Here is a 13,024-nt window from a genome sequence, read left to right on the forward strand (position 1 = left end):
GTTGGATGGGAGCACCTCTGGATGTACGGTTTATCGCTACGTAATGCTCAAGGCAGAATTTTTCATCCGCAAAGGGAACTGCTGGGCGCTAATCTGCCAAAATTGTAGAGGGAACGGCGCTATGGGCTATGGGGAACTACAGGCTCTTATTTGTCCTACATGGTGCGATTTTCAGATGAAAATCGCCAAAATAAAGGACTAGAGTTCCCTTTTCATGGGAAATTATTTCTTTTCAGTGAAATAGCGGACTGTAGTCCCCACCCTCTCTCAAGCATCAAAAAAGCTGCACACCCGCCCTCTCTACCGAGATAAGCTAGTGTACAGCTTTTAATTTGTTCTACGCCGTTTGCTGTTGGACGCGCGTCTGGCGGTCAACCAGCACGAAGCGCTGCAGCAGCAGAATCGCCGCCAAGCAAAGCACGCCGCCGATAATAAACGGCAAGGAATGCGCGATGGCGAACACAGCTCCGCCAAGCAGCGGGCCGGCGATGCGGCCCAGGCTGTCCATGGAGGAGCTGAGGCCCGTCGCGACGCCTTGACCGACTTTCGTACGCTGTGTAATCAGCGACGTCACACAAGGGCGTATGAGCGCGTTCCCTGCGCCGAATACGGACAAGTAAATCGCAGCGGTGACTACGCTGCTGGAGTACAGCAGCAGGAAGAAGCCAGCTGCTGAGAGCAATAAGCCGATGCCGATCACCTTCTGCTCGGCACCCTGCTTGACCAGGCGGCGAACGACACCGCCTTGAATCAACGCGCCGACGATGCCGCTGGCAAGGAACATCATGCCGATATCAAATGGCGTTGCGCCGATCTTGTCCATTTGATAATACTGAAGTGTCGCTTCTAAGCCTGCTAGTGTAAACGAAACGAAAAAGGATAACACATACAGATACTTGGAAGCTCCGGAGAATGCGGTCCATCGGGAAGGAGCTTTCTCCTTCACCGAAGATCGCTTATTTGCCGGCAGCGATTCCGAAAGGATCGCAAAAGCAAACAGGAACGAGGCAAACGCCAGGATGGAAGCTGCGAAGAAAGGCACATAAGTCCCCCAGCGGCTTAAAATACCTCCAAGTGCCGGTCCGAAGATAAAACCTAAGCCGATTGACATGCCCACCATTCCCATGCCTTTCGTCCGATTCTCGGCCGTTGTAATGTCCGCCACGTAAGCAACAGCGCATGCTGTGGCAGCGCCTGAGAATAAGCCCCCCAAGATACGTGACACGTACATAACCCACAGATGCCCATTTGCAAATCCGAAAATCAAAAAGCTGATACTAAAACCTAGCAAGCCAATCAAGATGATAGGTCTGCGTCCAATGCGGTCCGACACCGCGCCCCATATCGGAGACATCAGAAAGGAAGCCGCAGAGTAGACCGATAGCAACAACGCGTTATGATACTCAGAGCCGGCTCCTTTGACAACTTCCGGCAGGATGGGAATGATAATGCCAAACCCTACGAAAATGGTCATCAACAACAACATGATGATTCCAATCTGTTTATTCATGATGCTTATGAGCCTCCAAACCAAACATTTTTCCTTATCGTACCATACCTTTTTTGGGGATGGAAATGAACATTTGAAGAACAAGTAACAGTACGAGGACTGAACCGCTCATCAAGAAAGGCGCATGATAGCCATATACATCCCAAAGCTTCCCGGAAACAATCGGGCCGACGATCATACCGAGCCCTTCAATTGTCAGGAAAAACCCCCATACAGCCCCTCTTTTCTCAGGCGGGATGGCCGAAGCAATCAATGCATTCCAGGAAGGTATGATAAACGCATAACCGATTCCAAGCAGGGCTACCAATACATACAGTATGGTCATAGACTTGGCATATGTAAACAGCAGCAGAGCTGCGGCGCTTATCGTAAAACCCGCTATCAAAAACGGACGTATGCCTCGGCGATCCACCCATTTCCCCATCGGGACTAAACAAATGACCGTAACGGCTCCTCCAGCAATCAAAAACATGCTGTATTCGAAGGAAGAAAGCTTTAGCACCTCTTTGGCATACAGGGTCAAAATCGGTGTCAATATACCGAGAGCAAACGTCTGCGCGAACATCGCGGGAAACATCAGCGGACTAACAGACATCGATCGCCTTACTTCACTCAGATAGACTGAAATCCGCTGAGCAAGCGGTGCTTTCTGAATTTTAGCGTGCGTCAAGGCCTTCTCCACTGCCACATCCGCTGTTGAACTTTTCCTGGGCAGCATTAGCGCTACCAGCACTACAACCGTCATGCAGCCAATTAATAAACGAAATGCCATGGTGTAACGATTTTCGCCTACAAAAAAGTTGATCGCCACCGGACCCAGTCCAACACCTGATAGCCATGCCATGTAAACGACGCTCATAATCGTCGCTTTGCCATCCTCTCCCGCCACTTCCGTCGTACCTGTAATAACGCAGGGCCACAGCGGGGCTGTACCAAAGCCAAGCAGCGCACAGCCGACTATCATCCATATATATTGGGACGTCGTCGCCATCAGGATTACGGAAATAAAGGTCAAGAGCACACCTGTGAGCATGGTCGTACGGTAACCGAGCTTATCAATGATCCAGCCAACCGGGGTGCGCAGCACATTATCGCCGATATATTGGGCCGCGAGCGTCCAACCGATGATAAACGCGGATGCGCCAAGCCCTGTTTTCATATATACCGGTAATATGGTAATGAGCAGGGCACCCTTCACAAATTCGACGATAAACATAATAATTAACAATTCGATCACAAATGGGGAAAACAGTTGGTTTTTCCGCCATTTTTGCATCAAAATCATGGGATTTCTCCTTATTTGGCCGTATTTTAACAAGTGTTGTTAGTTTTTCCCCAATTTGCACAAACTATTTTCAAAAAATTAGCTTGCATGAAATCTCTAGTTTGATATACTCATTTTGTTTGTTGCAACTTTCGACAAGCAATCCACGATAGAAGGGAAGCGATAATCAGGTGGATCATACCCGTACCCCCCTGTTCAATGCATTGCTCAAGCATGCTGAAAGAAATCCGATTCAATTTCACATTCCTGGCCACAAAAAAGGAGTCGGCATGGACCCGGAGTTTCGTTCCTTTATTGGAGACAACGCCCTGTCCATCGACCTCATCAATATAGCACCGCTGGATGATCTCCATCAACCGATGGGTGTCATTGAGGAAGCCCAGAAGCTGGCTGCGGACGCCTATGGCGCCGACCATACGTTTTTCTCCGTCCAAGGGACAAGTGGAGCCATCATGACGATGATCATGACAGTATGCTCCGAAGGCGATAAAATTATCGTCCCGCGAAACGTACATAAATCCGTTCTTGCCGCGATTATATTCGTAGGCGCTAAGCCGGTGTTTATCCAACCAGCTCGTGACAAAAACTTAGGAATCGACCACGGCATTCCGACTCGTTCGGTCCGTAGAGCGCTCGAGAAGCATCCCGATGCCAAAGCCGTCTTGGTCATCAACCCGACTTACTATGGTGTATGCACGAATTTAAAAGAGATCGTTGATCTGGTACACAGCTATAACATGCCTGTCCTTGTTGATGAAGCGCATGGCGTGCTCATTCACTTCCATGATAAACTGCCGATGTCCGCTATGGAAGCAGGCGCCGATATGGCAGCGACTAGCGTTCATAAGCTAGGCGGGTCCATGACGCAAAGCTCCGTCTTGAACGTAAAAGGAAATCGCGTAAATCCGAAGCGGATTCAAACGATTATCTCTATGCTTACGACGACTTCTACGTCCTATATCTTGCTAGCTTCGCTGGATACAGCCCGCAGGCACTTGGCTTTGAACGGATATGAAATGGCGGAACGTACAATCGCCCTTGCTCAGTATGCAAGAAAGCAAATTAATGAAATCGAGAACCTTTACTGTTTCGGGGAAGAAATTCTAGGCGAAGAAGCGACTTTCACTTATGATCCGACGAAAATATGTGTCCACGTGCGAAAGCTCGGCGTCACAGGCTTCGAAGTCGAGAACTGGCTGCGCGAGCACTACAACATCGAAGTCGAAATGAGCGATATGTACAACATTCTCTGCCTCATTACGCCGGGTGATACGCCAGAAAACATTGAGATTCTACTAGAAGCTCTGCGCAAACTCTCGCATATGAATGACGATGTTGTTGAGGTCAAAGAGGTTGTCATTAAAGTTCCTGCTATTCCTCAATTAACGTTGACACCTCGAGATGCTTTCTATGGCGAAACCGAAATTCTGCCGTTCAAAGATTCCGCCGACCGAATTATCGCTGAGTTCATCTATGTTTATCCACCGGGCATTCCGATTTTGCTTCCAGGTGAAGTCATCACACAAGAGCTTATTGATTACATCGTCGAGCATGTTGAGGTTGGACTTCCTGTCAAGGGCCCTGAGGACCGCAGCGTTCAAAATGTCAAAGTTATCGTTGAGACACAGGCGATATTCTAGGCTTTGAACTGACAGGAAGTTATTGTAAAACCGTTTACATGATGCTATGATGTTGGTGATGTTTAGCGAATGAGGTGAACAAGGAATGGCTCAAAGCGCTTATATTAAATTCGTAACAGGCTCCCAAGTACCCGCACTCACCTTGGATGAACTCAAGGACAGGCTTTTGCATTACCGTGAGCAGCTCAGTCTAACAGCCAAGCAGCTTGGCTGGGAATATGACGAGGCCGGATTCCCTTATACCATTGAGACGAAGCCGGAAGGCGAAGGCAAATGGTTCTATCTGAAAGGTATCAATCCTTTATACAAATATATCGTGATTGGTGTCGGCAGCGAGAGGGTTCAAGAGGAAGACCGGCATTATGTTCAAGTCGTATTGCCTGACGACGCCACACATGGCGACAAGAGCAAAGGCAATGAGTTCTGCAAATACCTTGGCAAACTGTTGAAAGCTGAACTTCATCTATTTAATGGCAGAATCATGTACTTCAATCCTCGAAAATGACATTTTACACGAACGGGGCTGTCCCAAATGGTTAATTCAAACCATTAGGACAGCCCCGTTTCATCTAAATAGTGAAAGGGCTGCCCTTCAGTAGATAACCCACTGACTGGACAGCCCTTTCTTATGTATAGCTCTTATTCTTCGCCTTCTTGAGCTACGATCTCATTGTAAATGGTCACTACGCGTTCCCATTCTTCTTCATCCTCAATGTTGACTAGGAATGCATCGTCGCCATCTTCCTCAACACGGAAAATAACGCCGTCCGCTTCAGGATCATTGCGATCAAGCAATACCGCATAAGCTTGCTCTTGAGATTGGAAGGTATATACCATTACCATCTCATGCTCTTCACCGTTCTCGTCCGTTACGATAAAAACATCTTCCCCATGCTCGTGATCGTGGTCACAGTCCGGGCCGTGTACATGATCGTGCTTCTCATCGCTCACAGGCAGAACCTCATTTCGTCGAATAATTAGTTACGTAATTATCCTAACATTTTCATATTCAGAGGTCAAACCACTTTCTTGCGAGCTTATCCTATTCGGATTGAATCTGCTTCTCGGATACGACGGAATAATCGCTAGCGCCTGTCGCTTGCATCGCAAATTTCACAACATAAGTGCCTGCTTCGTCAAAAGAAACGCCATACAAAGGCACCTTCAACCAGAAAGACTCTTTGGAGTCCGTGATGGCTTTCACTACAGGTGTAACCACACTTTTGCCGCTTGGCGATACAATGGAAACTTTGACAGAAGAAATGCTTGTTTTCAAATTATCGACCTGTGCAAATACAATAAAATCCGCTTGCTTCCCGCGTTCAACGACGCCAAATGGAACGATGGCCGAATCTTTCCGCACTTCCGTTGTAAAGAACAAGTGCACGTTCGGTTTGTACAAATAGGCCGTCTTATTGGTGTTATCCCATTTCACCAGCGCTTGCAAGGCATCGCTAACCGCGCGTAAAGGTAAAACGGTGCTGCCATCAACGATAAGAGGCGGAACATCCGAATCCCCGAACTCCGATGTCGTATCATTAACGACCAGACGGGCAATGTTAAATCCCTTATAATCCCCCCATATCGACGAGGCCACCACTGCAGCCGTACTTAGAACAAAAAACACCAGCATCAACGTAAATATCCGCTGAACAACTTTCATTTTGAATAACCTCCAGCTCTCGTTAGTAAACTTTATGTCTGCATCTTTATACTCCGAAGGTTAAAAAGAGTTGCGATGATTTTATAATTTTGATAAAAATGATAGAACCCGTTGGTTGTACGCCTCTGGCTGCATATGATAAGACCCGACATGCCCCGCTTTTTGTGTAAGCCACAGCTCAAAAACGTCCGGATGCCGACGCCACATCCCTTCACTATTTGACCAAGGAATCGCATCGTCATCTTTACTATGGATAAAAAGGATCGGCCTCGGATAAATCTGATCCACTGCTGCAAGCGCGTCTACATGACGGGGATTAATCCCTATCAGCCTTGGCAAAATGCCCAAAATCAAAGGCGTGAACGGAAACCGGGGCAGTTTCGACCAGACCGGCAAGTTATCTCGCAAGTAAGGGCTTAGCTGGCTAAAAGCACTATCGGTAATGACCCCCGCAACAGAGGATTCTTCCGCTGCAGCTAAAAGTGATGTGCTTCCTCCCATCGAGAAGCCCAACAAGCAAATTTTACTAGGGACATGCTCCTGCACCCACTGAATTGCACCCAACAAATCTTGCTTCTCCAAGTAGCCGACGGTCGTCAAACTGCCTTCAGAATTGCCCGAATTGCGAAAATCAAACATAAGCACATGATAACCGTCATCAACGATCGCCTTCGCTAAAGCAAGCGCCGGCAATCCTTTTTCCAAGCGTGTGCCCGCATACCCGTGTGACATAATGACCGTCGTTGCCAATTCCCTTTGAGGTGCGGAAGACGATTTAAAAAACCATCCATCCAGTGCAACATCCTGCGATTGGCTCGGAAATGTAATATCCTGCTTCTGCAAGCCATATTGTTCAGGGAACTCATCGACGATTTTGCGTTTCGGATGTGTTAACTGCCAGCCTACATAGGTCGAAATACCCACCAAAATCAAGCCAATCGTCACGATCAACGCTCCAATTACATACCAAATCATCCCAATATCATCACCTTAAATGAAATAAACTTATGTATACATCGTGCTTTAAGCTTATACGCCATACATATAATGGTTGAAATCGAACAACCTCCCATGCTACATTAGAAAAAGATGTTTTTTGTCGAAAAATGGGGGCGGCTGAATGAGTTTGCAAATTCAAATGTTGGGAACCGGCAGTGCTTTTGCCAAAACATTTTATAATACAAGCGCATTAATCCGTTCAAACGAAAGAAATATACTCATCGACTGTGGCTCAACAACGCCAAGATCGCTTTACGACATACAGCTACAGCCCGATCAAATCGATGGCATCGTAATTTCACACATTCATGCCGATCACGTTGGCGGATTGGAAGAAATGGCTTTCCGCTTATTATATGAAAGCAATCAGAAGAAAACAAAGCTCTACCTGACGAAAGCTATCGCAGATATTTTATGGGAGAACACTTTGAAAGGCGGCATGTATAATCCGGAAGACGGCTACCATTCCCTCGAGGATTATTTTGACGTCATTGTGATTGAGGAACAAGTGCCTGTTGTCATAGGCCCTGGTTTAACCATTGAACTTGTGCCCACACTTCATATTTCCAGCAAACCCAGCTACTCGCTGTTTATTAATGACCGAATCTTCTATAGTGCGGATGTCCGCTTCAGTGAAGATCTGCTTATTCACGAGGTCGCCGCCAAAAGAAACTGCCATACAATCTTTCATGATTGTCAATTAAGCGGCCAAGGATTCATCCATGCTACGCTTGACGAATTGCTTACGTTACCTGAACATATTCAGCAGAGGATCTATCTCATGCATTATGCTGACAATATGAGCGATTTCATTGGCAAAACCGGCCATATGCGGTTTGTCGCCCAGCACGAAATTATTGATCTTCCAGAATAATTATCAACATGGAACCTTAGGAATTCAACCCCTTGAAGGTTCTTTTTTCGCGAAAATCCGTGTTTATTTCCTATTCTTTTTACCTGAAAGCAGGATTTGGGTAAACAGACAGAGAACATGTCACAAGAGTGGTTATTCTGGACATCGTAACTTGCAGGAGATGATACTTTGATAATCAATTGGATTCTTTTTGCTTACGCATTTGTTTTTATGCTATATACGACAGTTCTCCACACTTCCATTAACACTCCTTTACAGATCCTTCTCGTGTTACTTTACTTGATAAGCTTCCGCTTTCCATTAAAACATGCAGGAATGCCCTGGCTTCGCCTACTGATCATTGGCTTCTTACATTACATAGGTCATTTAAACTTGATCCTCCCTCTATACATACTAACGCTGCTTTACGATATTTATACAGAAGAAAATCGCAAAAAATCGTGCGTGCTGTCCGCCTCCTACGCGCTTATTTTTTTAGGCAATGTTTATCTCATTAAAGGGCTATATGACTTACTATGGATTTATGGGATTGAATGCTTGCTGCATTTCACAACAGTTGCATTGCTTACGAAAGCAACCTATTCCACGCTCAAACAAGCTGATCTGTTGAAAAAGGAACGTTACTTATTTACGCAGCAAGATTCGCTAACAGGCCTATACAACTATGAAGAGTCCCATCGCCGGCTTGAGCAGCTCATTCGTCAGAAACAGGGTTTGGTCCTGATTCTAATTGACTGTACGGATTTAAAATCGATGAATACGACCCGCGGCTTTCAGGCTGGAAACTTTATTCTGAAGCAGATGGCAGAGCTCCTCCAAATCTTATTTAAAGATGCGCTCTTTATCGCGAGATACGGCGGTGATGAATTCGCGGTAGTTATGCCGCTAGTTGCAGACCAATCAGCCACCTCCTCTTTGAAACTAAAACTAGATTCCGAACTGCCTAAACTGACAGGTATCCAAATTACATACGGGATTGCATCCTACCCGCTAGACGGCTTGACGAAAGATGATCTGATTTTGTTAGCTGAGAATAACTTATTTACGAAGAAACGGGAGTCGTGGCTCAAACGTGAAGAGCATATGCTTCGATCCGATAAGCTAAGGGTTATCGGCGAATTAGCTTCTGGTATGGCTCACGAAATAAGGAACCCGCTTACAACAGTCAAAGGATTTCTACAAATTTCCAAAGCAAACGGTTACAATATAGAAAATTGGTACAGCTTGATTATGGAAGAAATTGATCGCATGAGTGATTTAACCGGTGAATTCCTGCAATTCTCCAAGCCTCATAGCATCGATTTTCGCGTCTATTCCTTGCACGAGTGCGTGCTCAGGGTCATCGCGCTGATGGAGTCGGAAGCAACCCGTTTCGGCCATCAAATTCACTACAAAGAAGCGACAGAGCCCGTCCTTGTCTTAATGGATCAAGATAAAATGATTCAATTGCTTCTCAATCTCGTAAAAAATGCCTGCGAAGCCATGGAGGAAAACGGTGTCGTCCACATGCAATTAACGTCTGATACCAAAAGCGTGACTGTCGTCATTGCCGATAATGGTCCTGGGATTCCAAACGAACAGTTAGAGAAGATTTTCCATCCTTTCTTCACGACAAAAGAGTCCGGCACAGGACTTGGTTTATCGATCTGCTACAAAATCGTGCAAGATCACCAGGGAACGCTGGAGGTGGAAAGCGAGCTTGGAACCGGCACACGATTCATCATCACTTTCCCATTAGCACAATAACAACGTCATAGCAAAAAAAGCCGCTGTAGTTACAGCGGCTTTTTCATTCTTACGTGCAGAATGCCTGCGTCGTAGAATGGTTCTGTCGAGATGACATGATAACCCAGTTGACTATAAAAGCCCTCAGCCTGGCACTGCGCATCCAAAATAGATGACGTGCAGTTCAATTCGCGCGCCTGCTGCTCCATAGCCAGAATAATTTGCTTGCCAAGGGATTGGCCTCTATATTCTTTCAAAACAGCTACGCGCTGCAATTTGGCGGTTTGGGGCTGGTATTCATACCAACGGGCTGCGGCTACCGGTTGTTCGCCGTCTAGAATAAGAAAATGATGGCAGGCTTCCGGCGATTCATCCTTTTCGTCCATCTCCAAATGTTCAGGCACTTGCTGCTCGTCTACAAATACTTTGAAACGAACCTTAAAGCAATCTTTCAGTTGATCATGACTAGTAACGCGAATGATTTCCATGTGGACTTTCTTCCTTTCAATGAATATTCCTTGATCTTATCTCATTCAAGAAAGGATGTCCACACGCGTCAAAGCCTACCTTTTTTTCTCCAACAAATAGCTGGAAGCCCCGATGGCTACCCCCAAAATCGCACCGCCCAAAACTTCCCGCGGCAAATGCCCCAATCTCTCCTTCAAAGCTTTCCGTCTGCGAACATGATATAAGCCCGGATGCTGCTTAGCTAACCGCTCTACCTGCACATCAATTTCATTCACTTCTACGGCAATCTCCCCAGCAGCATGGCGAACTCCCATGGCGTCGTACATGACTACAGCGCCAAACACCGAGGTAATAGCAAAATCAATGGCGGAAATCCCTCTTCTCATAGCGATATAAGTAGCTAAAGCCGACACACCCGCGGAGTGTGAACTAGGCATTCCACCGGTTTGAATGAGTTGCGACCAATCCCACTTCTTCGTTGTCATATAAGTAAGAGGCATTTTTATCGCCTGTGCAGTACCGATTCCTAGCAATGCTGTTATAAGCGCTCTATTCATTCTGCTCACCTCTCTTTTAGCATCCAACACAGGTTTAGATTCTATTCGTAAATTTTGATACAATAGGAGTGTTAGCTTACGAAGAAAGTTTTCCTGCGAAAAACTCCAAGCCTTTGCTAGCGACGTCAGTTTTCTTATGAAAACTCTAAGGAGTGTGAATGATGAATATTGCTTTTTTCCTTTTACCGAAATCCGAAGTTATTACAACAACATTACAAACAACGCTTCGTCAAACACTTGAGCGTATGGAATATCACCGTTATACCGCGGTACCGATATTATCCGACGATGGTCATTATGTAGGGACCGTCACCGAAGGCGATTTGCTATGGTTTTTGAAAAATTCGGAAGGCGTATCGTTTGAGAATGCCCACCGACATTTACTGTCTGAGGTTCCGCTGCGCGTGCAAAATAAACCGGTTCATATCCATGCGGACATGGTGGATCTCATTGATTTAGCCAAAGTGCAAAACTTCGTGCCGATTGTTGATGATTCCGATAAATTCATCGGCATTGTGCGAAGAAGCGAAATCATTGAATATTGCGCAAAGCAAGTTGTGTTCAAATCCCCCTCCGCTGCAGGAGAGAGATAGTCACAGCACTCCGGTCTTGTCCTTTTTCAATCCTCATCCATTTTATCCAAAATCGCGACACGGTGGTCTGTTGGTCCACGCAATGGAATCTCGGAAGTACGGGTCCGTTCCTCCCAGGAACGGATTACCCGCTTCCCCCGACTGCCACGTCTCATTACGAATTTCCTCCCCTTTCGTTTTCAAATTTCCCAAGCACAAACGCTCCTCACGAGAAAGAACAGCTCCCCCACTGCAATTTCAAGTTTATCTTCTTCATTTCCTGAATAAGCCAGTTTCCCTTAACCCTTGGATAGGGTCAGCCTTCCAGAGACAGACTAAGAGGAAAACTTTGCTTGGAAAGGAAGGGTATCCTTGAATTCAATGAGCCAGAACAAGCAATGGCTGCTAGATAAACTAGGTCCTTCCGACGATTTGGAGCATCGTAAGATGCAATCCAATCATATTCAGGCCGAAATTTTATTTATTACTAATATTTGTGACAGCAGCTTGATCCGGGATGAAATCATTCAACCCTTCTTCCAAATGAAACAGGAAGCTGAGTATGAAAATTATTTACTCTCTTTTCCAGGCTGCAATCGACCCGCTTCCAATGTTGATGCATTGAACAAAATTACTTCGGGCCATGTCGCCATTATGCTCAGAGAGCGCATACTGCTCTTCAATGCCGCACAAATAAAAGCCGCCGCTCTAAGCGATGCTCAAGTGGAAGCAACGATTCAAGGACCGCAAACGGGCTTTAGCGAGCACATTGATACAAATATCAACCTGATCCGCTTCCGCTATCAGAACAACTCCTTGCGCGTGGAGTGCCTGGAGCTCGGACGCTTGTCCAAATCCAGGCTGTGCATCATGTACGATGAATTGCAAGTCGACCAACAGGTACTTGACCAAGTTAGAAGAACGATAGATGAGATTAAAGTTGACACTTTGCAATCGACAAGCGAACTTACCCAACTTTTGAACAAACAAAAGTTTTCGATCTTTCCCACCTTCCTGACAACAGAACGTCCTGACAGAACCATTCTTAATCTCTCGCAGGGAAAAATAATCTTAATGCTCGAAGGAACACCATTCGTTCTGATTCTGCCTGTCGTGTTTTATGATTTCTACTCGGCGATGGATGATAACTATCAGCTTTCTTTAGTTAGTTATTTTCTGCTTATCTTACGCTACATTGCCTTGTTCCTAAGTTTGATATTACCTGCAGCCTATGTCGCGCTAACTGCCTATAATCCGGAAATATTCCGGGTCCAGGTTGCGCTATCCATTGCCGGAAGCCGGGCTTCTGTACCTTATCCGGCGTATGTCGAAGTCTTGCTCATGCTGATCCTGATGGAGTTACTATTGGAAGCAAGCATCCGTTTGCCGAAATCCGTAGGTTCCACAGCGACTACCGTTGGCGGATTAATTCTGGGGCAAGCCGCTACTTCCGCAGGTTTAATCAGCAACATCATGATCATTATCGTGTCAACGGTAGCGATCTCCAACTTTGTCGTTCCCATCAATTCGATGAGCTTCGCCATGAGAATCATGAAATATCCACTTGTCCTGCTCGCATCCTTTTTAGGCATCACTGGCGTCGTACTTGGACTCATTGGCATGACAGCCTATTTGTCAAATTTAAGAAGCTTTGGCGTTCCTTATTTACGCTTATTTTTCTACCGAAAATAAAGCGAGTCCTACGAGTCTTACTTGAGTGGGGTGGTTGCA

14 protein-coding genes are annotated in these 13,024 nt (G+C 46.1%); 6 read left to right on the plus strand and 8 right to left on the minus strand.

The window, feature by feature from the left end; all coding sequences use genetic code 11:
• Window positions 1–337: 337 nt before the first annotated feature.
• Together RQP52_RS10550 and RQP52_RS10555 are read right to left on the minus strand one after the other, a co-directional pair.
• Window positions 338–1,510, minus strand: coding sequence for an MFS transporter (locus RQP52_RS10550; protein WP_157321459.1), 1,173 nt, complete (start codon window positions 1,508–1,510; stop codon window positions 338–340).
• 34 nt (window positions 1,511–1,544) lie between these two features.
• The gene (locus RQP52_RS10555) at window positions 1,545–2,795 is read right to left on the minus strand and encodes an MFS transporter (protein WP_315951323.1); all 1,251 of its coding nucleotides are present in this window, start codon (window positions 2,793–2,795) and stop codon (window positions 1,545–1,547) included.
• A 170-nt stretch (window positions 2,796–2,965) separates the two neighbouring features.
• Here RQP52_RS10555 and RQP52_RS10560 point away from each other — a divergent pair, with 170 nt between their 5' ends.
• Both RQP52_RS10560 and RQP52_RS10565 read left to right on the plus strand, forming a co-directional pair.
• A complete protein-coding gene (locus RQP52_RS10560; protein ID WP_315951324.1) occupies window positions 2,966–4,435 on the plus strand; it encodes an aminotransferase class I/II-fold pyridoxal phosphate-dependent enzyme in 1,470 nt (489 codons plus the stop codon).
• Between the two features lie 85 nt (window positions 4,436–4,520).
• Complete coding sequence (locus RQP52_RS10565; protein ID WP_315951325.1) at window positions 4,521–4,940, plus strand: DUF1885 family protein; 420 nt, start codon at window positions 4,521–4,523, stop codon at window positions 4,938–4,940.
• Between the two features lie 134 nt (window positions 4,941–5,074).
• Here RQP52_RS10565 and RQP52_RS10570 read toward each other — a convergent pair whose 3' ends face one another.
• The 3 genes from RQP52_RS10570 to RQP52_RS10580 all read right to left on the minus strand — a co-directional run bounded on the left by RQP52_RS10570 (window position 5,075) and on the right by RQP52_RS10580 (window position 7,073).
• Window positions 5,075–5,386 carry a DUF1292 domain-containing protein gene (locus RQP52_RS10570; protein ID WP_127452090.1) on the minus strand — a complete coding sequence of 104 codons (312 nt, stop codon included), beginning with the start codon at window positions 5,384–5,386 and terminating at the stop codon, window positions 5,075–5,077.
• Between the two features lie 91 nt (window positions 5,387–5,477).
• Window positions 5,478–6,098: a stalk domain-containing protein gene (locus RQP52_RS10575; RefSeq protein ID WP_315951327.1), complete on the minus strand. Its 621-nt coding sequence runs from the start codon at window positions 6,096–6,098 to the stop codon at window positions 5,478–5,480.
• A gap of 81 nt (window positions 6,099–6,179) precedes the next feature.
• Entirely contained in the window at window positions 6,180–7,073 is an 894-nt protein-coding gene (locus RQP52_RS10580; RefSeq protein WP_315951329.1) for an alpha/beta hydrolase, read from the minus strand.
• Window positions 7,074–7,218: 145 nt separating this feature from the next.
• Between RQP52_RS10580 and RQP52_RS10585 the strand changes: the two genes are divergently transcribed.
• Window positions 7,219–7,971: an MBL fold metallo-hydrolase gene (locus RQP52_RS10585; RefSeq protein WP_315951331.1), complete on the plus strand. Its 753-nt coding sequence runs from the start codon at window positions 7,219–7,221 to the stop codon at window positions 7,969–7,971.
• A gap of 315 nt (window positions 7,972–8,286) precedes the next feature.
• Window positions 8,287–9,717, plus strand: coding sequence for a sensor histidine kinase (locus RQP52_RS10590; RefSeq protein ID WP_315951333.1), 1,431 nt, complete (start codon window positions 8,287–8,289; stop codon window positions 9,715–9,717).
• 29 nt (window positions 9,718–9,746) lie between these two features.
• On the opposite strand, the gene RQP52_RS10595 is transcribed toward RQP52_RS10590, so the two are convergent.
• Together RQP52_RS10595 and RQP52_RS10600 are read right to left on the minus strand one after the other, a co-directional pair.
• Window positions 9,747–10,184: a GNAT family N-acetyltransferase gene (locus RQP52_RS10595; RefSeq protein ID WP_315951335.1), complete on the minus strand. Its 438-nt coding sequence runs from the start codon at window positions 10,182–10,184 to the stop codon at window positions 9,747–9,749.
• 75 nt (window positions 10,185–10,259) lie between these two features.
• On the minus strand, window positions 10,260–10,721 hold the full coding sequence (locus RQP52_RS10600; protein ID WP_315951337.1) for a divergent PAP2 family protein: 462 nt from the start codon (window positions 10,719–10,721) through the stop codon (window positions 10,260–10,262).
• A gap of 161 nt (window positions 10,722–10,882) precedes the next feature.
• On the opposite strand from RQP52_RS10600, the gene RQP52_RS10605 reads away from it, so the two are divergent.
• Window positions 10,883–11,314, plus strand: a complete 432-nt coding sequence (locus RQP52_RS10605) for a CBS domain-containing protein (RefSeq protein ID WP_161405984.1) — start codon at window positions 10,883–10,885, stop codon at window positions 11,312–11,314.
• A 26-nt stretch (window positions 11,315–11,340) separates the two neighbouring features.
• On the opposite strand, the gene RQP52_RS10610 is transcribed toward RQP52_RS10605, so the two are convergent.
• Window positions 11,341–11,469, minus strand: coding sequence for a hypothetical protein (locus RQP52_RS10610; protein ID WP_315951339.1), 129 nt, complete (start codon window positions 11,467–11,469; stop codon window positions 11,341–11,343).
• 205 nt (window positions 11,470–11,674) lie between these two features.
• On the opposite strand from RQP52_RS10610, the gene RQP52_RS10615 reads away from it, so the two are divergent.
• On the plus strand, window positions 11,675–12,985 hold the full coding sequence (locus RQP52_RS10615; RefSeq protein ID WP_315951503.1) for a spore germination protein: 1,311 nt from the start codon (window positions 11,675–11,677) through the stop codon (window positions 12,983–12,985).
• Window positions 12,986–13,024: the final 39 nt, after the last annotated feature.

Source organism: Paenibacillus violae (assembly GCF_032461945.1).
GTDB lineage: Bacteria > Bacillota > Bacilli > Paenibacillales > NBRC-103111 > Paenibacillus_E > Paenibacillus_E violae.